The sequence below is a fragment of the Rhodococcus antarcticus genome (assembly GCF_026153295.1).
In the GTDB taxonomy this organism is placed as follows: Bacteria; Actinomycetota; Actinomycetes; order Mycobacteriales; family Mycobacteriaceae; genus Rhodococcus_D; species Rhodococcus_D antarcticus.
Genome location: NZ_CP110615.1, coordinates 952,605 through 973,550, shown reverse-complemented (window position 1 = coordinate 973,550; position 20,946 = coordinate 952,605). Strand labels below are relative to the sequence as shown.

At 72.8% G+C, this 20,946-nt stretch carries 17 protein-coding genes and 1 riboswitch; all 17 genes read right to left on the bottom strand.

Features of this window, described 5'->3' with window-relative positions:
* Positions 1 to 2: 2 nt before the first annotated feature.
* The 17 genes from RHODO2019_RS04780 to RHODO2019_RS04700 all read right to left on the bottom strand — a co-directional run bounded on the left by RHODO2019_RS04780 (position 3) and on the right by RHODO2019_RS04700 (position 20,846).
* On the bottom strand, positions 3 to 1,004 hold the full coding sequence (locus RHODO2019_RS04780; protein ID WP_265383868.1) for a 4Fe-4S dicluster domain-containing protein: 1,002 nt from the start codon (positions 1,002 to 1,004) through the stop codon (positions 3 to 5).
* On the bottom strand, positions 1,004 to 4,222 hold the full coding sequence (gene fdh, locus RHODO2019_RS04775) for a formate dehydrogenase (RefSeq protein ID WP_265384625.1): 3,219 nt from the start codon (positions 4,220 to 4,222) through the stop codon (positions 1,004 to 1,006). Before fdh ends, RHODO2019_RS04780 begins: the two co-directional genes overlap by 1 nt.
* 150 nt (positions 4,223 to 4,372) lie before the next feature.
* Positions 4,373 to 5,392 (bottom strand): ABC transporter ATP-binding protein, encoded by a 1,020-nt coding sequence (locus tag RHODO2019_RS04770; protein ID WP_265383867.1) that lies wholly within the window; start codon positions 5,390 to 5,392, stop codon positions 4,373 to 4,375.
* Positions 5,385 to 6,494 (bottom strand): ABC transporter ATP-binding protein, encoded by a 1,110-nt coding sequence (locus RHODO2019_RS04765; RefSeq protein WP_435532177.1) that lies wholly within the window; start codon positions 6,492 to 6,494, stop codon positions 5,385 to 5,387. The genes RHODO2019_RS04770 and RHODO2019_RS04765 overlap by 8 nt, the downstream gene beginning before the upstream one ends.
* Before the next feature lie 7 nt (positions 6,495 to 6,501).
* Positions 6,502 to 7,500 (bottom strand): ABC transporter permease, encoded by a 999-nt coding sequence (locus tag RHODO2019_RS04760; RefSeq protein ID WP_265383866.1) that lies wholly within the window; start codon positions 7,498 to 7,500, stop codon positions 6,502 to 6,504.
* Positions 7,493 to 8,419 carry an ABC transporter permease gene (locus RHODO2019_RS04755; protein ID WP_265383865.1) on the bottom strand — a complete coding sequence of 309 codons (927 nt, stop codon included), beginning with the start codon at positions 8,417 to 8,419 and terminating at the stop codon, positions 7,493 to 7,495. The genes RHODO2019_RS04760 and RHODO2019_RS04755 overlap by 8 nt, the downstream gene beginning before the upstream one ends.
* A 130-nt stretch (positions 8,420 to 8,549) precedes the next feature.
* Positions 8,550 to 10,196, bottom strand: coding sequence for a peptide ABC transporter substrate-binding protein (locus tag RHODO2019_RS04750; RefSeq protein WP_265383864.1), 1,647 nt, complete (start codon positions 10,194 to 10,196; stop codon positions 8,550 to 8,552).
* 222 nt (positions 10,197 to 10,418) lie between these two features.
* Positions 10,419 to 10,619: an ATP-binding protein gene (locus RHODO2019_RS04745; RefSeq protein WP_265383863.1), complete on the bottom strand. Its 201-nt coding sequence runs from the start codon at positions 10,617 to 10,619 to the stop codon at positions 10,419 to 10,421.
* Positions 10,620 to 10,622: 3 nt separating this feature from the next.
* Complete coding sequence (gene cobJ / locus RHODO2019_RS04740; RefSeq protein ID WP_265383862.1) at positions 10,623 to 12,389, bottom strand: precorrin-3B C(17)-methyltransferase; 1,767 nt, start codon at positions 12,387 to 12,389, stop codon at positions 10,623 to 10,625.
* On the bottom strand, positions 12,386 to 13,579 hold the full coding sequence (gene cbiE / locus RHODO2019_RS04735) for a precorrin-6y C5,15-methyltransferase (decarboxylating) subunit CbiE (RefSeq protein ID WP_265383861.1): 1,194 nt from the start codon (positions 13,577 to 13,579) through the stop codon (positions 12,386 to 12,388). The genes cobJ and cbiE overlap by 4 nt, the downstream gene beginning before the upstream one ends.
* A complete protein-coding gene (locus RHODO2019_RS04730; protein WP_265383860.1) occupies positions 13,576 to 14,742 on the bottom strand; it encodes a cobalt-precorrin-5B (C(1))-methyltransferase in 1,167 nt (388 codons plus the stop codon). Before RHODO2019_RS04730 ends, cbiE begins: the two co-directional genes overlap by 4 nt.
* A 1-nt stretch (position 14,743) precedes the next feature.
* Positions 14,744 to 15,616 carry a precorrin-4 C(11)-methyltransferase gene (gene cobM / locus RHODO2019_RS04725; protein WP_265383859.1) on the bottom strand — a complete coding sequence of 291 codons (873 nt, stop codon included), beginning with the start codon at positions 15,614 to 15,616 and terminating at the stop codon, positions 14,744 to 14,746.
* Positions 15,613 to 16,371 (bottom strand): precorrin-2 C(20)-methyltransferase, encoded by a 759-nt coding sequence (gene cobI / locus RHODO2019_RS04720; protein WP_265383858.1) that lies wholly within the window; start codon positions 16,369 to 16,371, stop codon positions 15,613 to 15,615. The genes cobM and cobI overlap by 4 nt, the downstream gene beginning before the upstream one ends.
* Positions 16,368 to 17,690, bottom strand: coding sequence for a cobyrinic acid a,c-diamide synthase CobB (locus RHODO2019_RS04715; protein ID WP_435532176.1), 1,323 nt, complete (start codon positions 17,688 to 17,690; stop codon positions 16,368 to 16,370). The genes cobI and RHODO2019_RS04715 overlap by 4 nt, the downstream gene beginning before the upstream one ends.
* Positions 17,687 to 18,301, bottom strand: a complete 615-nt coding sequence (gene cobO, locus RHODO2019_RS04710) for a cob(I)yrinic acid a,c-diamide adenosyltransferase (RefSeq protein WP_265383856.1) — start codon at positions 18,299 to 18,301, stop codon at positions 17,687 to 17,689. The genes RHODO2019_RS04715 and cobO overlap by 4 nt, the downstream gene beginning before the upstream one ends.
* An 11-nt stretch (positions 18,302 to 18,312) precedes the next feature.
* Positions 18,313 to 20,223 carry a magnesium chelatase subunit D family protein gene (locus RHODO2019_RS04705; RefSeq protein ID WP_265383855.1) on the bottom strand — a complete coding sequence of 637 codons (1,911 nt, stop codon included), beginning with the start codon at positions 20,221 to 20,223 and terminating at the stop codon, positions 18,313 to 18,315.
* 39 nt (positions 20,224 to 20,262) lie between these two features.
* A riboswitch (cobalamin riboswitch) is annotated at positions 20,263 to 20,385 on the bottom strand.
* A 68-nt stretch (positions 20,386 to 20,453) separates the two neighbouring features.
* On the bottom strand, positions 20,454 to 20,846 hold the full coding sequence (locus tag RHODO2019_RS04700) for a GNAT family N-acetyltransferase (protein ID WP_265384623.1): 393 nt from the start codon (positions 20,844 to 20,846) through the stop codon (positions 20,454 to 20,456).
* Between the last annotated feature and the right edge of the window lie 100 nt (positions 20,847 to 20,946).

Genomic DNA, 20,946 nt, shown 5'->3' with positions numbered 1-20,946 from the left:
GCTCACCGCCGGCTCCCGAGGAACGCCATCGCCGCACCCGCGAGCATGGTGCCCGCGGCCATGGCCGCCCGGCCCCACATCGCCGGTAGCGCCCTGGTCGTCACCACCGGGTCCGGGGGGAGGCCGTAGACCTCGGGCTTGTCGAGCAGCAGGAAGAAGGCTCCCGCACCCCCGATCCCGTCGGCCGGGTCGTGGCCGTAGAGCTGGGCGTCGACCACGCCGGCCTCCACGAGCTCGGCCACCCGGACGTCGGCGCGCTGGCGCAGCTCGTCGAGGTCACCGAACTGGATGGACTGGGTGGGACAGGCCTTGGCGCAGGCCGGTTCCATGCCCTCGCCGAGCCGGTCGTAGCAGAGGGTGCACTTCTGGGCGACGCCGACGGCGTGGTCGTTCTTCGGCCCCTCGCGGCGCTCGATGACCCCGTACGGGCACGCGGGCACGCAGTAGCCGCAACCGTTGCAGATGTCGTCCTGCACCACCACGGTGCCGAACTCGGTGCGGAACAGCGCACCGGTGGGGCACACGTCCAGGCAGGCCGCGTGGGTGCAGTGCTTGCAGACGTCGGACTCCATCAGCCAGCGGAACGGCACGCTGGAGTCCTCGCCGCCGGCACCGGGCAGGGTCGGCAGCGGCATGCCCAGGTCCACCGAGGCGGGCGGCGGAGAAGGGTCACCCTGCCCCCCGGCGAGGGCGAGCACGTCCAGGTTCGCGTGGCTCTCGTCGTGGCGCACCCCGGACTCCTGGTTGCCGGAGGACGCGGGCTGCTCGATGAACGCCACGTGGCGCCACGTGGAGGCACCCAGGCCGACCGAGTTGTCGTAGCTCATCCCGGTCAGCGACATCCCGTCCTCGGGGACGGCGTTCCACTCCTTGCACGCCACCTCGCAGGCCTTGCAGCCGATGCAGATGGAGGTGTCGGTGAAGAAGCCCTTGCGCGCGGGCGGATCGACCCAGCCGGCGTCGCGCGCCGGGTCCACCGGCCCGTAGAAGCTGTTGCGGTCCATCAGATCCCCATCCCGGTCTCGGGCGTGATGCCGGCGCGGTCGCGGTAGGCCTGCACGTAGGTCAGCAGGGCCGGCCCCCGGGGGCGCCGGCCGGGCTGCACGTCGCAGGCCGCGGCCTTCGTGGCGTGGATGTGCACGTTCGGGTCGAGCACCGCCGACAGCAGCTCGTTCGCCCCGTCGCCGGTGGTGAGCCCGTTGGATCCCCAGTGGTACGGCAGACCCACCTGGTGCAGCGGCTTGCCACCCACGGTGAGCGGACTCATCCGCTCGGTGACCATCACCCGTGCCTCGATGGCCGTGCGCGCGGTGACGATCGTCGCCCAGCCCAGGTGCTCCAGACCCCGCTCCGCGGCCAGCTCGGGGCTGACCTCGCAGAAGAACTCCGGCTGCAGCTCGGACAGGAAGGGCAGCGTCCGGCTCATCCCGCCGGCCGTGTGGTGCTCGGTGAGCCGGTAGGTGGTGAACACGAACGGGAAGATCTCGCTGCCCGGCTCGTCCCCGCTGGGCTGGTACAGGTTGTACGGGGCGGGGTAGGTCTGACGCGACGGGTTGGCCTGCTGCGGGTACAGCGCGTTGCGCACCGGGGACTCCGCCGGCTCGTAGTGCGTGGGCAGCGGACCGTCGACCAGCCCGGTCGGCACGTAGAGCCAGGCCTTGCCGTCGGTCTGCATGATGAACGGCTCGTCGCCGGCGATCGCGGCCTGCGCGGTCGCCCCGGCGGGAGGGCGGTAGTCCGGCCGCTTGGTCACCTCGAAGTCCGGCACGTCATGACCCACCCAGCGGCCGGCCCCGTCCTCCCCGGCGTTCTCGTCCCACCACACGTAGGCCTTGCGCTCGCTCCACGGCTTGCCCTGGGGGTCGGCCGACGCACGGTTGTACAGGGTCCGCCGGTTCGCCGGCCACGCCCAGCCCCACTCGGCGGCCACCCAGTCCTGCTCGGAGCCTGGCTTGCGCCGAGCCGCCTGGTTGACCCCGTCGGCGTAGACCCCGGTGTAGATCCAGCAACCCGACGTGGTCGACCCGTCTGCCTTCAGCTCGGTGTACGAGCTCAGCGGAGCGCCGTCCGCACCGGTCCCGTTGATCTCGGCCAGCACCGCCTCCGCCGACGGCTCAGCGAGGCGCCCGTGGGTGGGGTAGTCCCAGGTCAGGTCCAGCAGCGGCCGGTCGCGCGGGTCGGTGGACCCTGCCAGCTTCTCCTTGAGGATGCGGCCCAGGTGGTAGTAGAACCACAGCTCGCTGCGCGCGTCACCCGGGGGCTCGACGGCCTCGTGGTGCCACTGCAGCATCCGCTGGGTGTTGGTGAAGCTCCCGGTCTTCTCGGTGTGCGACGCCGCGGGCATCAGGAACACCTCGGTGCCGACGTCCTCGGTGCGCATCTCCCCGGTCTCGATCTCCGGGCCGTCCCGCCAGAACGTCGCCGACTCGATCTCGACGAGGTCGCGGACGACGAGCCAGTCCAGGTTCGCCATGCCCAGGCGCTGCATCTTCGCGTTGGCACTGCCCACCGCCGGGTTCTGCCCCACCAGGAAGTACCCGCCCCCACCCTCCTCGATCTGGCGGGTCACCGTGGCGTAGGTGCCGTGGTCGGCGCTGATCCGCGGCAGGTAGTCGAAGCAGAAGTCGTTCTCCGCCGTGGCCGCCTCACCCCACCACGCCTTCAGCAGGCTCACGCTGTAGGACCGCATGTTGCCCCAGAACCCCTTCGTCCCCGCATCGGCGGCGACGTAGCTGTCCAGGGTGGAGTGCTCGTGCACGTGCGGCATCGGCAGGTAGCCGGGCAGCAGGTTGAACAGGGTCGGGATGTCGGTGGAGCCCTGGATGCTGGCGTGCCCGCGCAGGGCCAGGATCCCACCACCCGGTCGCCCGATGTTGCCCAGCAGCGTCTGCAGGATCGCGGCCGTCCGGACGTACTGCACGCCCACCGTGTGGTGCGTCCAACCCACGGCGTATGCGAACGCCGTCGTGCGCTCCCGGCCCGAGTTCCTGGTGACCGCGTCGCAGACCTGCGCGAAGGTCTCCGGCGGGGTGCCACAGACCTCCTGCACCATCTCCGGGGTGTAGCGCGCGAAGTGCCGCTTCAGCACCTGGAACACGCACCGCGGGTCGGTCAGCGTCGGGTCCTGAGGGGCTTCACCATCGATCGTGGGCGAACCACCGTCCCCGGACCGGGCGATCCGCTCGTCGTGCTCCTGGTCACGCTGCCCCGCCGCCGGGGCGGTCTGGGTGCCCTCGTACTGCCACGACGACACGTCGTAGTGGCGGTCCTCGGGGTCCCACCCGGAGAACACTCCGCCGAGCTCCTCGGAGTCGACGTAGTCCTTGCTGACCAGCGACGCGGCGTTGGTGTAGGCCAGCACGTACTCGCGGAAGTCGAGGTCGTTGCTCAGGACGTGGTGGATGATCCCGCCCAGGAACGCGATGTCCGAGCCCGCCCGCAGCGGCGCGTGGATGTCGGCCACCGCGGACGTGCGGGTGAACCGCGGGTCCACGTGGATGATCGTGGCGCCCTCGGCCTTCGCCTCCATGACCCACTGGAAGCCCACCGGGTGGGCCTCGGCCATGTTCGAACCCTGGATGACGATGCAGTCAGCGTTCGCGAGGTCCTGCAGGAAGGAGGTGGCGCCGCCACGACCGAACGAGGTTCCCAGACCGGGAACGGTGGAGCTGTGTCAAATTCGGGCCTGGTTCTCCACCTCCACCGCACCCAGCGCGGTGTAGAGCTTCTTCATGAGGTAGTTCTCCTCGTTGTCCAGGGTCGCCCCGCCGAGGCTCGCGAGCCCGTGGGTCCGCCGGGCCGGCTGCCCGTCGACCTCGTCGACCCAGCCCTTCTTCCGCGCCGCCAGGACGCGGTCGGCGATCATGTCCATCGCCACGTCGAGCTGGAGGTCGGCCCACTGCTTCGCGTGCGGGGCCCGGTAGCGCACGGTGGTCACCCGCCCGGGGTTGGTCACCAGCTGCATGCTCGCCGACCCCTTGGGGCACAGCCGCCCCCGGGAGACGGGGCTGTCCGGATCGCCCTCGATCTGGACGATCTTCTCGTCCTTGACGTAGACGTTCTGCCCGCACCCGACCGCGCAGTACGGGCAGAGGCTCTTCACCACCCGGTCCGCGGTCACCGCGCGATTGGCGGTGGCACCCGTCTTCGGCGACTTCGCGCCCGAACCTCGCCCGAGAGGGTCCGCTCCGCTGAGCTGCCGCAGGACCGGCCAGTCGAGCATCGTCCTTCGAACGTCCACGGCGGGCCTCCCGGATGGGTCGTTGGTCTGGTCACGGTAGCGCTGGTGGGAGCCTCGTGGCAGATCGGGCTCGTCGCTGGTGCGGCGCGGAGCGGCCCGGGCATGTTCCTGCCCCGGGCCGCCCTGCGGCGGTCACGGGGTCCGGGTGGTGACGACCTTGCGCAGCTCGGGGAAGTGGCACGCCGAGAGGTGACCCTCCCGCTCGACCAGCAGCGGCTCCTCCGTCGCGCACCGGTCCTGCGCCTTCCAGCACCGGGTCCGGAACCGGCAGCCCGAGGGCGGGTCGACCGGGCTGGGCACGTCCCCGTCGAGGCGGATGACGTCCTTGTGCTCCCGCGCCCGGGGGTCCGGCACCGGGACGGCCGAGAGCAGGGCCTGGGTGTACGGGTGGGTGGAGCGCTCGTAGATCTCGTCCTCGGTGCCGAGCTCGACGACCTTGCCCAGGTACATCACGGCCACCCGGTCGGCCAGGTGGCGCACGACCGAGAGGTCGTGGGCGATGAACACGTAGGACAGCCCGAACTCGTCCTTGAGGTCGCCGAGCAGGTTCATCACCTGGGCCTGGATGGAGACGTCCAGGGCGGAGACGGGCTCGTCGCAGATGATCAGGCTCGGCTTCAGCGCAAGGGCCCGGGCGATACCGATGCGCTGGCGCTGCCCACCGGAGAACTGGTGTGGGTAGCGGTTGATGTGCTCGGGGTTGAGGCCCACCACCTCGAGCAGGTCCTGCACGGCGCGGCGCCGGTCGCCCTTGGGGGTCACCTCGGTGTGGATCTCGAAGGGCTCGCCGATGAGGTCGCCCACCGTCATGCGCGGGTTCAGCGAGGTGTACGGGTCCTGGAACACCATCTGCACCTTGCGGCGCATCCGGCGCAGCGCGGCACCCTTGAGCGCCAGCACGTCCTCACCCTCGTAGAGCACCTCACCGGAGGTGGCCTCCTCCAGGCGCACGAGCGTCCGGGCCAGGGTGGACTTGCCGCAGCCCGACTCCCCCACCACACCGAGGGTCTCCCCGTGGGCGAGGTCGAAGCTCACCCCGTCCACCGCGCGCACCTGGCCGATGGTGCGCTGGAAGAGCACCCCCCGGGTGACCGGGAAGTACTTGACCAGGTCCCGCACCTGCAGCAGCGGCTCGCTCGAGCTCTCAGCCACGACCGACCACCTCCTTCTCGGTCTCGGCCACCCCGTTCTCGGCCGAGTGGTCACCCCGGGCGAAGAGGTCCTCGGCGAACAGGCAGGCGCTCGTGCGTCCGGGCGACAGCTCCACCAGCGGCGGCACTCGGACCAGGCAGACATCCTGGGCCATCCGGCAGCGGGGGTGGAACGAGCAGCCCTCCGGGATGTGCATCAGGTTCGGCGGCAGGCCCGCGATGGTGACGAGCTTCTGCCCGCGCTGGTCCACGCGCGGCACCGACTCCAGCAGCGCGGTCGTGTACGGGTGGCACGGGCGGGCGTAGAGCTCGTGCACCTCGGCCTGCTCCACGATCCGCCCCGCGTACATCACCGCGATGCGGTCGGCGACGTCGGCGACGACCCCGAGGTCGTGGGTGATGAGGATCATCCCCATGTGCCGCTCGGCCTGGATCTCCTTGAGCAGGTCCATGATCTGCGCCTGCACGGTGACGTCGAGGGCCGTGGTGGGCTCGTCGGCGATGAGCACGTCCGGATCGAGCGCGAGGGACATGGCGATCATCACGCGCTGCCGCATGCCACCGGAGAACTGGTGCGGGTACTCCTTGACCCGCTGCGGCGCGCCGGGGATCTTCACCTGGTCGAGCAGCTCGACCGCCCGTGCCGTGGCGTCCTTGCGGCTCATGCCGCGGCGGACCCGGAACTGCTCGGCGATCTGGAAGCCCACGGTGAACACCGGGTTCAGGGCCGAGAGCGCGTCCTGGAACACCATGGCGATTCCCTCGCCGCGGATAAGGCGCCGTTGCTCGTCGGTCATGGTGAGCATGTCCTGGCCCTTGTAGCGGATGGCCCCGGCGGTGATCACCCCCGGCGGCATGTCGAGGATGCCCATCACGGTCTGGGCGGTGACGCTCTTGCCCGAGCCGGACTCCCCCAGCACGGCGAGGGTCTCGCCGGCGTCGAGGTGGTAGCTGACGCCGTTCAGGACGGTGGCCACCCCGTCGCGGGTGCGGAACTCGACGTGCAGGTCCTCGACGTCGATCAGGCGCCCGTCGGGGACCACCGCGCCGGGCGACGTGGTCTCGACAGCGACCTGGGAGTTCCGGGTCGTTCGCAGCTTCACGAGTCTCCTATCGGAGCTTGGGGTCCAGCGCCTGGCGCACAGCATCCCCGAGCAGCACGAAGGCGAGGACGGTGAGGACCAGGAACCCGGCCGGGAAGAGCAGGGCGTGCGGCGCGTCACGCAGTCGGCTGGACGCGTCGGAGATCATCGAGCCCCAGGAGATGACCGGGGAGCGCAGGCCGATGCCGAGGAAGGAAAGAGTGGCTTCCGCACCGATGAACGCCCCCAGGGAGATGGTCGCGTAGACCAGCGAGGCCGCCAGCGCGTTGGGGAGCAGGTGCTTGAAGATGATGCGTCCCGTGCTCGCGCCCATCGAGCGGGCGGCGGCCACGTAGTCGTTCTGCTTGGTCTGGATGACCGCGGAGCGCATGACCCGCGCGGGAACCGGCCAACCGAGCGCCACCAGCGCAGCCACCACGACGCCGACGATCGCGACGGGGCTGCTGAACTGGTTGAAGGTGGTGAGGATGACGATGGCGCCGAGCAGGAACGGGATGCCGAGGAAGACGTCGCTGATCCGGGAGAGCAGGGTGTCGATCCACCGCCCGTAGTAGGCCGCCAGCATGCCCACGGTCATGCCGACCAGCGTGGTCCCGAGGGTGGAGAGCACGCCCACGATGATCGAGTACCGGGCGCCGTGGAGCGTGCGCGAGTAGACGTCGTAACCCTGCAGGTCGTAGCCGAAGATCGCCTGCGCGGACGGAGGTTGGTTGCTGCGGCTGAGGTCGCCGGCGGCGGGGTCCACCGACGTGAACAGCCCGGGGAACGCCGCGATGAGCAGCATCACCACGATGATGAACCCGGCCACCAGGAACAGCGGGTTGCGTCGGAGGTCCTTCCACGCGTCGGACCACAGCCCGCCGACGCGCTCCTGGGTCGCGCTGGCGACCGCGCTTCCCCCGGGCTCGCCCGCCGGGTCGGTGCCGATCACGCCCGGGGCCCCGGCTCCGGTGGCTGACGAGTCCGCCGAGCCCGGGCGGGTCGGCGGGGCGGAGGTCTCACTCATATCGGATCCTCGGGTCCAGGACCGCGTAGAGCAGGTCCACGAGAAGGTTGGCAACGAGGTACACGAGCACCAGCACCACGACGATGCCGGTGACCGTAGCCCCGTCCTTGGTGACGATGGCGCGGTAGGTCTCCCGGCCGATCCCGTTGATGTTGAAGATGCCCTCCGTGACGATCGCCCCGGCCATCAGGGCGCCGAGGTCGGTGCCGAAGAACGTCACGACGGGGATCAGCGAGTTGCGCAGCAGGTGCACCCCGACGATGCGCCGCTGGGGCAGGCCCTTGGCCTTCGCGGTGCGCACGTAGTCGGCACGGGAGTTCTCCACGATCGAGGTCCGGGTGATGCGCGTGGCGTAGGCGAGGGAGAGGCTCGCCAGCACGAATCCCGGCATGATCAGCTCCTGCAGCGGCGCCTTCGTCGACACCGTCGCGCTGAAGATCCCCCACTTGATGCCCAGGTAGAGCTGCAGCAGGTAGGCGGTGACGAAGACCGGCAGGGCGATGAGCACCAGCGTGCCCACGAGGACCAGGTTGTCGACGAAGCCCTTCCGCCCGAGCCCGGTCAGCACCCCGGCGGTGAGACCGAAGACGATCTCGAAGGTCAGGGCGACGAGCGCGAGCTTCACCGTCACCGGGTACGAGCCGAGGATGATGTCGCTCACCGAGCGCCCGGAGAAGTTCACGCCGAAGTTGCCCTGCAGCAGGTTGCCGATGTACTTGACGTACTGCACGAGCACGTTGTCGTTGAGGTTGTACTCCGCGGTGAACTTGGCGACGAAGGCCGGTGGACACGGGCGGTCGCCGCACTTGCCGGCCAGCGGGTCGCCCGGCACCGCGAAGACGAGGACGTAGATGAGCAGGGTGGTACCGAGGAACGCCGGGATCATCTGGAGCAGGCGGCGCACGACGTAGCGGCCCACGAGACCTCCTGGGAGAAGGGCGCACCCGGTCAGGGCGCACGTAGCCGGGTAGGTCGTCCGGGTTGCAGGTCGCGCACCCGGACGTGCCGCGGGCCGGCCACCCAGAGGGGAGTCCGGCCCGCGGTCGCGCTCAGCTGCTCGTGGTGACCTGGAGGAGGTCGAGCTCGCCCTGTGCCGTGACCTTGGCGTTGCCGACCTTCTCGGAGTAGCCGGAGATCAACGTCCGGCTCCACAGCGGGATGGCCGGCATGTCCTGGACCAGCAGCTTCTCGGCGTCGACGAAGCCGGCGTTGGCCGCGGCGGGGTCGGTCTTCGCCGCGGCGTCGAGGAGCGCCTTGTCGAAGGCCGGGTTGGAGTAGCCCGAGTCGTTCGACGAGGCGCCGGTGGAGTACAGCGGAGAGAGACCGTTCTCCAGGTTCGGGAAGTCGTACGCCCAGCCGGAGCGGAACATGCCGGTCTCGGCCTTCTGGTTGATGCCCTTGCGGAAGTCCGCGAAGGTCGGCACCGGGGTCGCCGTGCAGGGCACACCGAGGGCCTGCGAGATGTTGTTGCAAGCCGCCTCGGTCCAGGCCTTGTGGTCACCGTCAGCGTTGTAGCTCAGCGTCAGGGTGCCCTTGAAGCCACCCGCCTTGTCGAACAGCGCCTTGGCCTTCGCCGGGTCGTAGGTGCAGAACTCGCCACAGGTGCCGGCCTTGTAGCCCGCAACCACCGGGGAGGAGTACGCGGTCGAGGGGGCACGCGCGCCGCTGAAGATCACCTTGGTGATCGAGTCGCGGTCGACGGCCATCGAGATCGCGTGGCGCAGGTCGGCGCTCTGGTAGGCCGGGTCGTAGAGCGGCACGGTGATCGTGTCGACGATGGGCGCCGGCTTGGACAGGTCGCGGCCGGACAGGTCCGCCTTGTACTTGTCACCGGCGAGCGCCGAGGTGGGCAGCGTGTCCATGAAGTCCAGGTTGCCGGTCTGCAGGTCCGCGTAGGCGGCGTCCGAGTTCTGGTACAGCTTGACCGTGACGTCCTTGATGGTCGGCTTGGCGGCACCGGAGTAGTCGTCGTTGCGGGTCAGGACGATGGAGGCGTTGTCCTGCCAGGAGACGAACTTGAACGGTCCGTCGCCGACCGGGTTGCGGCCGAAAGCCTTCGGGTCGGCGTAGAAGGACGCCGGCATCGGGTCGAACACGTGGTAAGCGAGCTTCTGCATCCACGGGCTGTACGGCTGGGTGAGCTTGACGGTGAACTCGGTGTCGCTGACGACCTTGACCCCGCTCATCTCCTTGACCGTCGGGGTCGGCGGGGTGCCGCCCTTGGTCGCCGCGGGCGGGTTGAGGTCGCTGTAGCCCTCGACCTCGGCGAAGAAGGGGCCGTTCAACGCTCCGTTGGGGGCGTAGGCACCCCAGTTCCACGCGTCGACGTAGCTCTTGGCCGTGATGGCGGTGCCGTCGGTGAACTTCCAGCCGGGCTTCAGCTTGATGTCGTAGTTCTGGGCGTCGGTCGTCGTGATCGACTCGGCGTTGGCCATCTCCGACTCGGACGTGTCGCTGTTCAGCGTCACCAGCCCGGTGAAGATGTTGTCGATGATCTTCGCGCCGCCCTGCTCGTTCGTGTTGGCCGGGACGAGCCCGTTCTCGGGCTGGCTGCCGAAGATGGACACCGATCCGTCGGCCACGCTGGGCGCAGCGTTACCGCCGCCCCCACTGCTGCTGTTGCTGTTGCTGCAACCGGACAGCAGCAGGGCTGCCGCGACCGGGAGCGCCAACGATGCTGTGAGCCGTCTCCGCATGCCTGTTGTTCCTCTCGAGTGGTTCGCTACGGCCGAGCACCGGTCGTGTGCCGACGACGTCGAACGCGCCCGGCTGTGTCGGCCTGGCTGAGAGACACCTTAGAAGTGCCCAGGTGCTGCTCCTGTTTAGCGATGGTCACGATCGCGCATCGGTGCTGCCCCGTGTGCACCCTGCGTCACGATCATCGTCACCCAACGTGATGCAGGTCGGGCGAACCGCCCTCAGGGCGCTAGCCGGGCACCCACGGTGAGGGCGTCACGCGGACAGATCTCCACGCACTCCCCGCACCCGGTGCACGCGTCGGCGAGCACCAGCGGCCGCCCGGGTGCGGGGCGCAGGGCGTGCTCGGGGCAGGTCAGCAGGCACGCACCGCACGCGGTGCACTCGTCGGAGACGTCGGTGACGACCAGCTCGGAGAGCACGTCTCAGCCCGGCATCCAGGCGTAGCCGCGCGGGGTGACCATCCGGCCGCCCACCATCGTCGTGGTCGACGAGCCGACGACCACGGTGGTCAGCATGTCCACGGTGGCCGGGTCGAACTCCCCGATCGGCGCCGTCCAGGCCCGCTCGCCGTCCCGGCTGATCTGGCGCACCGCGCCTACCGGCGTGCCGGGCGGACGGTGCTCGCGCAGCACGTCCAGGGCCGCGCCCAGCTGCCAGTCCCGCTCGCGCGAGCGCGGGTTGTAGAAGCAGACGACGAAGTCGCCCTCGGCCGCGGCCCGCACCCGGCGCAGGATCGCCGGCCACGGCGTGTGCAGGTCGCTCAGGCTGATGAACACGTGGTCGTGGCCCAGGGGCGCGCCGAGCACGGCCGAGGCGGCCAGCGCCGCGGTGACCCCGGGCACGCCGACCACCTCGATGTCGTCGCCGGCCTGCTCCAGCGCGGGGCTGGCCATGGCGTACACCCCGGCGTCCCCGGACCCGATGAGCGCCACCGCCCGACCGGCCCGCGCCAGCTCCACGGCCGCGGCGGCCCGCTCGGACTCCTGGCCCAGCCCGGTCTCGGCGATCTCGGTGCCCGCACGCAGCAGGTGCCGCACCTGGTCCACGTACTGGTCCAGGCCCACCACCACCGACGCCCGGCGCAGCTCGGCCTCCGCCCGGGGGGTGCGCAGGTCCGCCGCCCCCGGCCCCAGCCCAACCACGGCGAGGCGGCCCCGTGGGCGGGAGCGGGCGACGGCGACCGTCGCGCCCGCACTCGTACCCGCCCCCTTGACCTTGGCCAGCACCAGCTCGGCCCGGCCGTGCTCGGCCGCGGCCAGCAGGGCGGATGCCTCGGACACGCTCGGCGTCCCCACCTCGGCCTCGACGACCGGGCTGGGGTTGGGCACCACCACCGCGCGAAGCTGTTCGGCGGTGTACGTCTGCAGCGCGGGCGCCACCGCGGGGTCGCTGCCGTGGAAGAAGCCGTGCTGGGCGACGGCGTCGAGGATGCCCTGCTCATCCCCCTTGAGGTCGATGCTGGCGTAGCCGCGCACCGCCCGCGGGTCCAGCCCCGCGCCGGCGAGCTCGTCCAGCACGGCGGCCACCGCGTCGGCGGACACGCCGCGCACGGAGCCGATCCCCACGCTGAGCGTCAGCGGCACCAGGCGCAGGGTCCGCTCGTCGTCGGGCACCGCGGGCAGCCGGTCGTCGATGACGATGCGCCACCCCGGCTCACCCACGTCGAGGCTGACGTTCGGCGGCAGCGCGGGCAGCGGGAACCCCAGCGGGTTGACCAGCAGCACGGGCTCGCCGTCGAGCAGGGCCACCCCGGCCGCAGCCAGGTCGCCGTCCACGGCGGCGTCCAGCAGCGCCACGAGCTCGTCGAGCGGGGTGGACCCGGCGGCGTCCGAGGCCGTGCTGACCACGGCCGTCGCGCCCAGCACCTGCGCCACCTGCTCGGCCAGGGCGTTGGCCCCACCTGCTCGTCCAGCGCGGTCGTGACCGCCCGCCAGCGCGATGGCGAAGCGGTGCGCCTCGTCCACGCACACCACGCCGGGGTCGACGTGCTTGTCCACCAGCAGCGGGGCGATGAGCCGCACGGTGGCGCCGGTGGCCAGGAAGAGCACGGCCGCGTCCAGCTCGGGCCAGAGCCGCTCCAGCCCGGGGCGCAGCGGGCCGTCGACCACCACGGCGTCCGGGCCCAGCGCCCGGGCGAGCTCGGCGGCCCCGGCCCGGCCCGCGGCCGTCACCGCGAACAGCCCGATCACCGGACACCAGCCAGCACGAGCACGGGGTTGGTGGCGGCCAGGCGCAGCCCGCCCCCGGGGAGCTCGACCGTCCGGGCGGCCGAGAGCTGCACGCCGTCCACGGCGAACCCGCTGCGCACCAGCACGTCCCGTGCCTCAGCAACCCGGTCGAGCGCAGCCAGGGCCACGACGACGCGCCGCGCGGTGGAGGCAGCGGCCAGCTCGACGGCGGCCGCACCCCCACCACCGACGAACACGCAGTCCGGGTCGGGCAGGTGCGGCACCACGTCGGCCACCGCACCCTCCTCGACCCGCACGTCGACGCCGTGCGCCCCGGCGTTGGCCACCACCCGCACGCACTGCGCGGGATCGCGCTCGACGGCCACCACGGCTGCTCCCATCCTGGCGCACTCCACGCCGACCGATCCTGATCCGGCTCCGAGGTCCCACACCAGCCGGCCGGGCCGCGGGGCGAGGTGCGCGAGCACCACCGCCCGCACCTCCGACTTGGTGATCATGCCGTCGCGGTGGTGGAACTCCGACTCGGCCAGGGCCCACCCGTCGGCCGGCGGCCACGGCTCCCCACCGGCGAGCCAGCCCCGCGGCGCCACGGACTCGGTGTCGCGCAGGCACAGCACGACGTTCGGCTCGCGCCAGGTGCGCAGGCTCGCCTCGTCCGGGGTGACGGTGCTGATGCTCTCGTCCCGGCCGCCGAGGTCCTCCGCGACCACCAGGGTCCGGCGCCAGCCCGCCAGCCCGGCCCCGATCTCGGCCGGACCGGCGCCCGGGGCGGTGAGCACGGCCACGGTGGAGCGGGCGCGGCACAGGTTCAGGGCCGGGCCGAGCTCGCGGCCGTGCGCGCTGACCACCACCGCGTCGTCCCACGAGCGGCCGATGGCGGCGAAGGCCCGCTGCACGCTGGACAGCGCGGGAACCACGGCGGGACGGATCCCGCTGGCCCGCAGCGCCCGGAGGATGCCGAAGAAGCCCGGGTCACCGGAGGCCAGCACCACCGCGTGACCGTCGTGCGCCCGGAGCTCGGCGAGCGCGGGTGCCAGCGGGCCCAGCTCGAGGCGCCGGCACCCCGTCGGCAGCACGACGGACTCGAGGTGGCGGGCGGCCCCCACGGCCAGGGTGGCCCGCGAGAGCGCCCGGGCGGACGCCGCGGACGGACGGGTGGTCCCGTCGACACCCAGCACCGTCACGCTCACGCGCTCACCCACCCCGCCTCGGTGGCGGAGACCACGTGCTCCGCCGTGAAGTCGACCATCGCCACCCGGGTGCGCAGCTCGCGCCCGGCCGGCAGCCCCGTCTCGACGCACGCCTCGGCGCTGAAGCGACGCAGCACGTCGGCCACCCGGGCGCACAGGTCGTCGCCGCACGCTCGCAGCAGCCCCGCACCCTCCCAGACCTCGTAGGCCCGGCGCGCGGTGGTCGCGGCCACGACCTCGGCGGCCTGGTCCGTGCCGATGCCGTGGTCGGTGCTGATCCGGCCGAGCAGCTCGGTGTCCACCTTGGACCGCGTGTAGTGGGTCATCAGGACGCCGCTGGCGAGCTTCGTGAGCTTGCCGACCATGCCGACGAACACCACGTCGGTCAGGCCGTGCTCGACGGCCCGGCGCAGGGCAGCCCCGGTGAAGTCGCCGACCTCGACGAACGCGACGGGTGGCAGCTCGGGCAGCAGCCGCACCGCCGCGCGCTCGGTGCGACCCCCGGTGGCCAGCACCAGGGTGGGCACCTGCTGGGCCGCCATCACGGCCACGGCCTGCTCCACGCTGGCGCGCCAGGACGCGGTGGAGAACGGCCGCACGATGCCCGTGGTGCCGAGGATGGAGATGCCGCCCTCGACCCCCAGGCGCCGGTTGGTCGTCTTGCGGGCCATCACCTCGCCGGTGGGCACGCTGATGGTCACCTCGAACCCGTTCTCCCCCAGCACCTCCCGCACGGCCTCGGTGATCATCCGGCGCGGGACCGGGTTGATGGCCGGGCCGCCGACCTCCAGGCCCAGGCCGGCCTTGGTCACCGTGCCGACCCCGACCCCCGCCCGGAACACGACGTCCTCGCACCGACGCACCGTCACCGTGAGGTGCGCGCCGTGGGTGACGTCCGGGTCGTCACCGGCGTCCTTGACCACCACGGCCGTCGCGGTGTCGTCGAGGCGCTCGGCCGAGAGCACGTCGAAGGTGTGTCGGTTGCCCGAGGGGAAGCCGATCTCGACCGAGGTGGGCGCCGTGCCGTCACGCAGGAGCAGGGCCGCCGCCTTCGCCGCGGCCGCGGAGCAGGCGCCCGTGGTGAACCCCGTGCGCAGGGCCTTCGGCCGCACCTTCATGGTGCGGGGCATGTCCGGCTCGCGCAGGGGCCCGGTCCCGGTCACCTCAGCTCGCGCCCTGGACGCCACCGGCGCCGAGCTCCTGGGCACCGGCGGTGCCGTGCTCCTGGACGCCACTGGCGCCGTGCTCCTTGAGGGCCTTGCGGGCCGCACGGTCGGGCTTGCGGAAGGTGTGGAAGTGACCCGGGTGGTACAGGTGGCTGCGGGTGCCGCCGGCGGTGAGGCCCGGGCCCACGAGGAACAGGGTGTGCCGCCACCACTTGCGCTCCTTGACGTCGGCCTCCAGCGCCTCGAGCGTGCTCCAGAGCAGGTCCTCGTCGGGCCAGGAGGTGCGGTAGCCGACGATGACGGGGGTCTCCGCCGGGTAGCCGCCCGCGACCAGCTCCTCGACGAGCTGACCGGTGCGCGCCGCGGAGAGGAACAGCGCCATGGTGGTGCCGTGCCGGGCGAACTCACGCACCTTCTCCCGCTCCGGCATGGGGGTCTTGCCGCCCTCGAGCCGGGTGAGAACCAGGCTCTGGGCCACCTCGGGCACGGTGATCTCCCGGCCCGCCGCCGCCGCCACGGCGGAGAACGCGGACACCCCGGGGATGATCTCCACCTCGATGCCGAGGTCCACGCAGCGGTCGTACTGCTCCTGCACCGCGCCCCACAGCGACGGGTCCCCGGAGTGCACCCGGGCCACCCGCAGCCCGTCGGCGGCGGCCCGCTCGTAGACCGCCGTGACGTCCTCGTGGGTCAGCTGCGAGGAGTCGAGCACCTCCGCGTCGGCCCGCTGGTGCTCCGTCACGCACTCCTCCATCACGAGGCTCGCGGCCCAGATGATGACGTCGGCCTCGGCGATCCGCCGAGCACCGCGGAGGGTGATGAGGTCGGCGGCGCCGGGTCCGGCTCCGACGAAGGACACGTGTGCGCTCACAGCTGGTCTCCTGCTCCGCCGCGCGGCGGCGTGATGACGATGGTGGACAGGTACGGGACGGTGTCCTCGGTGACCTCGGCCAGCGGGCGGACCCGCTCGTCGGGGGTACCGAGGTGCTCGGCGAGGACGGCGCGGGAGACGTGCTCCCCGAGCGCCTCGCGCACCTGGGCGAGGCGGCGGCCGCCCTTGTAGGCGACCACCGCGCCCGGCCGGGTCAGCGCGTCGGTGAGGACGTCGAGCTCGCGGCTCAGCGGCAGCAGGGTCAGCGGCTCGGTGCCCTCCACCAGCACCACTCCGGCCGCCGACGCCGCCGCCTGCATCGCCGTGATCCCGGGGACGGTGCGGACCACGACGTCGGGCAGGGCGTCCCGGACCCCCTGGGCCAGGTAGCCGAAGGTCGAGTAGACGGCCGGGTCGCCGATGGTGGCGAAGGCGGCCGAGTACGTGGAGCGGGCTCCGGGAGCACCACTGCCCCCGTGGGTCCGCAGGTGCTCGGCCACGGTGGCCGCGGCGGCGTCCCAGTGCTGGCGTCGCCGCTCCTGCGGCCCGGTGACCTCGTCGTTCAGGGCGAACACGAGCCGGTGCAGCACCACCTCGGGCAGGTGCGCCTCGATGATCGCCTCGGCCCGGCCGCGCTCCCCGGCGGTCATCACGGGCACGAAGACGACGTCGACCTCGCGCAGCACCCGCAGCGCCTTGAGAGTGACCAGCTCCGGGTCACCCGGGCCCACTCCGACACCCCACAGCTCGCTCATGCCGCACACGCTGCCACGAACCGGGCGACCGAACCCGGTGCGGCCGCCGGGTGGGTGTGCAGGTACGAGGCGTGCACCTGGTCCTGCACGAACCCCTCGGTGGTCCCGGTCCACGCCCAGGCTGGGGTGGCGCCGGCGCCGGGGGTGAGCACGGTGCGGTGGAACTCGTGGCCGGTGACGCGCGCGCCGGCGGGGTGCAGCACCGAGTCCCCCAGCGCGACGGCGTCGCGGTAGCCCAGCGCCAGGCGGGGGCCGAACGTGGCCGTGGCGTCCAGCACCCCGGCCAGCCGGTGGCCCTCGAGCTCGCGGGCCAGGTACAGCAGGCCGCCGCACTCCGCGTGCACCGGTGCGTGCAGGGCGAGAGCCCGGACCTGCTCGAGCAGCCTGGTGTTCGCGGCCAGGGTGGCGGCGTGCTCCTCGGGGAAGCCACCGGGCAGGACGAGCCCGTGGGTGCCCTCGGGCAGCACCTCGTCGCGGGACGGGTCCACCGTGACGACGTCCGCCCCGGCGGCGGCCAGCAGCTCGACGTGCTCGGCGTAGCCGAAGGTGAACGCCGCTCCCCCGGCCACCGCGACCACGGGCCGTCCGGGGGTCACGGCGACCTCCGGGGCCCAGGGCGCGGCGGTGACGGAGCTGGCGGCCAGGGCCAGCACGGCCTCGACGTCCACGTGCCCGCGCACCAGCGCGGTCATCGCGGCCACGGCGTCCACGGCGGCCGCCCCGTGCTCCACGGCGGTGACGAGGCCCAGGTGGCGGCTGGGCACGGCGAGCCCGTCGTGACGCGGCAGCACCCCCAGCACGGCCAGCCCCACCTCCTCGCAGGCCGCTCGGAGCACCTGCTCGTGGCGCGGCGAGCCCACCCGGTTCAGCACCACCCCGGCCAGCCGGGTGCCGGGGCGGTAGGTGGCGAACCCGTGCAGCAGCGCAGCGAGGCTGCCGGCCTGCCCTCGGGCGTCGACCACGAGGACCACCGGGGCACCGAGCAGCTCGGCGACGTGCGCGGTGGAGCCGAAGCCCTGGGTTCCGGTTCGCCCGTCGAACAGGCCCATCACGCCCTCGACGACCGCGACGTCGCAGCCGGCGCCACCGTGGGCGTAGAGCGGGCCGACGAGGTCCTCGCCGACCATGACCGGGTCGAGGTTGCGGCCCGGGCGCCCGGCGGCCAGCGCGTGGTAGCCGGGGTCCACGTAGTCGGGGCCGACCTTGAACGGGGCCGGGGTGCGACCCGCGGCCCGCAGGGCCCCCAGGAGCCCGGTGGCGACCGTGGTCTTGCCGCTGCCCGAGGCGGGAGCGGCGATGACCACGGCGGGAACGCTCACCACTCGATGCCGCGCTGGCCCTTGCGGCCGGCGTCCATCGGGTGCTTGACCTTGGTCATCTCGACCACCAGGTCCGCGGCCTCGACCAGGGCGGCGGGGGCGTTGCGGCCGGTGATGACGACGTGCTGGTGCCCGGGGCGCTCGCGCAGCGCGGAGACCACCTCGTCGACGTCCACCCAGCCCCAGTGCAGCGGGTAGGTGAACTCGTCCAGCACGTAGAAGCCGTGGGCCTCGCTGCGCAGCCGTCGGGCGATCTCGGCCCAGCCCTCGCGCGCGGCCCCGGCGTGGTCCTCCTCGGTGCCCTGCTTGCGGGTCCAGCTCCAGCCCTCGCCCATCTTGTGCCACTCGACCGGCGCGCCCTGGCCGGTGTCGGTGTGCACCTGGTCGAGCGCGCGGAACGCGGCCTCCTCGCCGACCTTCCACTTGGCGCTCTTGACGAACTGGAACACCCCGATGGGAAAGCCCTGGTTCCAGGCGCGCAGGGCGAGGCCGAAGGCGGCGGTGGACTTCCCCTTCATCTCCCCGGTGTGCACGACGAGCAGCGGGGCGTTGCGTCGCTGACGGGTGGTGAGACCGTCGTCGGGAACGCTGGTCGGAACTCCCTGGGGCACGGGTGGACTCCTTACGCTGCGGCGGCGCGGACGACGCCGCCGACCTGCTCGGCGGACAGCTCGTCCAGGCGCACGCACGCGGCGCCCAGGCTGGTGGCGAGCTCGGCGGCGAGTCCGAGGCGGACCACCCCGGACTCGCAGTCGATGACGACGGCAGCCGTGCCCCGGGCCCGCAGCAGCCCCGCGGCGGCCTGCGCACGGGGCACCGGGTCGGTTCCGCCGGTGGCGCGGCCGTCGGTGAGCACCACGAGCAGCGGGCGCCGCTGGGGGTCGCGGACGGCCTCGCTGGCCAGGACGCGCCGCGCCTCGAGCAGCCCGGCCGCCAGCGGGGTGCGCCCCCCGGTGGTCATGCGGCGCAGGCGGGTGGCGGCGGTGTCCACCGAACCGGTGGGCGGGAGCACGAGCTCTGCCGTCGAGCCGCGCAGGCTGATGACCCCGACCTTGTCCCGGCGCTGGTAGGCATCGCGCAGCAGGCTCATCGCCGCCCCGGTCACGGCGGTGAGCCGGTCGCGGGAGGCCATCGAGCCCGAGGCGTCGACCACGAAGAGCACGAGGTTGCCCTCACGGCCCTCGCGGACGGGCCGGCGGAGATCGGTCGCGTCCAGCCGCAGCGGCCCGTCGGTGCGGCCGCGAGAGCCCTGGTGCGGGGCGGCGGCGAGGACGGTGTGCACCAGGTGCAGCCCACGACCGGTCCCGGTCTGGGATCGCACGGTGCGGCCGGTGTCCGAGCGGGAGCGGGAACGCCGTCCGGGGGCACCCTCACCCAGACCAGGGACCTCGAGGCGCCGGGTGCGGAACTGCGCCCCGGGCTCGCCCGCGGGCCGCTCCTGCGGGGCGGGCTGCTCGGGGCTGGGCGGTGCCTCGGCCTCCCCGGCGGGCTCACCGTCGGCAGCGTCACCCTCGACGGCGTCTCCGTCGACGGCGGGCTGCTCCGGCGCGGGGCCGTCGGTCGGGTCGGGCTCGCCGCCACCCTCGGGCGGGGTCGGGTCCGGATCGGGTTCTCGCTCCTGCGCGTGCTCGGCGGCGTCGCGCATCGCCTCGTCGAGCTGCTCGGGCTCGATGCCCGGGGCGTCGAAGGGGTCGCGGCGGCGGCGGTGCGGCAGGGCGAGCTCGGCGGCCACCCGGACGTCGGTCTCGTCCACGCTGGCGGCACCCCGCCAGGCGGCGTGGGCCAGCGCGGTGCGGGCGAGGACCAGGTCCGCGCGCATGCCGTCGACGTCGAAGCTCGCGCACAGGGCAGCGATCCGGCGGAGCTCGCCCTCGGTGAGGACCACGTGCGGCAGCCGGGCGCGGGCGTCTAGGATCTGCTGGGCGAGCACGCCATCGGCCTCGGCGTAGCGGGCGGCGAAGGCGTCGGCGTCGTCCTCGTAGGCGAGGCGGCGGCGGACGACCTCGACCCGGACGGCCACCTCGCGGGAGGCCGCGACCTCCACGGCCAGGCCGAAGCGGTCGAGCAGCTGGGGGCGGAGCTCGCCCTCCTCGGGGTTCATGGTGCCGACGAGGACGAACCGGGCGTCGTGGCTGTGGCTGACGCCGTCGCGCTCGACGTGCACCCGGCCCATGGCGGCGGCGTCGAGCAGCACGTCCACCAGGTGGTCGTGCAGCAGGTTGACCTCGTCGACGTAGAGCACGCCCTCGTGCGCCGCGGCCAGCAGGCCGGGCTGGAAGGCGGCCTCACCGTCGCGCAGCACCCGCTGCAGGTCCAGCGAGCCGACGACGCGGTCCTCGGTGGCGCCGATGGGCAGCTCGACCAGGCGGCCGTGCGGCATCAGCGCGGCCAGCGCCCGGACCACGGTCGACTTCGCGGTGCCCTTCTCCCCGCGCACCAGCACCCCGCCGATCCCGGGGTGCACCGCGTTGAGCAGCAGCGCGAGCCGCAGCTGGTCCTGGCCGACGACGGCCGAGAAGGGGAAGCCCTGCATGGTCTGTGTCCTGTCCTCGGGTGTCCGCGCCCGTGGTGGGGTGATCGACGAGGGGCCGCAGTGCTCTGGCTCGGGTGCTGGGCACCCTCACAGTGGCGGGACCGCGCCGGAGTCGCACCGGCTTCCCTGCCCACCCCTCGAACTGGCGCCCTGATCCTGTCAGACCCCGGCCGCACCGCCCGCACCCGTCGCCCCGGCGGTTTGCGCGCACCGGCGTTCCGGAACCGGGGTCAGCCGCGGCGCAGCGGGACGTGCGCGATGCCGTCCTCCACGCGCTCCTCGCCATCGGGGACGAAGCCGTACTGGGCGTACATGTCCACCAGGTAGGCCTGGGCGTCGAGCACGCACGGCATGGACCCCACCTCGGCCAGGGCGGCCTGGAGCACCCGCTTGGTGTGGCCCTGGCCGCGGGACGCCGCCGCCGTGCACAGCCGGCCCAGGCGGAACCGCTCGCCGCCGTCGTGCTCCTCGAGCAGCCGGGCGGTGCACAGGACCTGCCCGTCCTGCTCGATCCAGACGTGCCGGGTGTCGCTGAGCAGGTCCTTGCCGTCGAGCTCGGGGTAGGCGCACTTCTGCTCGACGACGAACACCTCCACCCTCAGCTCGAGCAGCTTGTAGAGCATCGCCGTGTCGAGGTCGGCGGCCCAGGCGCGGTGCAGGGTGGGGTTCACCACGTGTGGGTACCACAGCAGCACCCACCCCGGGTGGACGAGCGGGCCACCG

What these genes read in the sequence shown, in the direction of transcription:
- RHODO2019_RS04780 (WP_265383868.1), bottom strand. Translation starts at nt 1,004, where the DNA reads ATGGACCGCAACAGCTTCTACGGGCCGGTGGACCCGGCGCGCGACGCC.
- RHODO2019_RS04760 (WP_265383866.1), bottom strand. Translation starts at nt 7,500, where the DNA reads ATGAGTGAGACCTCCGCCCCGCCGACCCGCCCGGGCTCGGCGGACTCG.
- RHODO2019_RS04750 (WP_265383864.1), bottom strand. Translation starts at nt 10,196, where the DNA reads ATGCGGAGACGGCTCACAGCATCGTTGGCGCTCCCGGTCGCGGCAGCC.
- cobI (WP_265383858.1), bottom strand. Translation starts at nt 16,371, where the DNA reads ATGAGCGAGCTGTGGGGTGTCGGAGTGGGCCCGGGTGACCCGGAGCTG.
- RHODO2019_RS04705 (WP_265383855.1), bottom strand. Translation starts at nt 20,223, where the DNA reads ATGCAGGGCTTCCCCTTCTCGGCCGTCGTCGGCCAGGACCAGCTGCGG.
- RHODO2019_RS04700 (WP_265384623.1), bottom strand. Translation starts at nt 20,846, where the DNA reads ATGCTCTACAAGCTGCTCGAGCTGAGGGTGGAGGTGTTCGTCGTCGAG.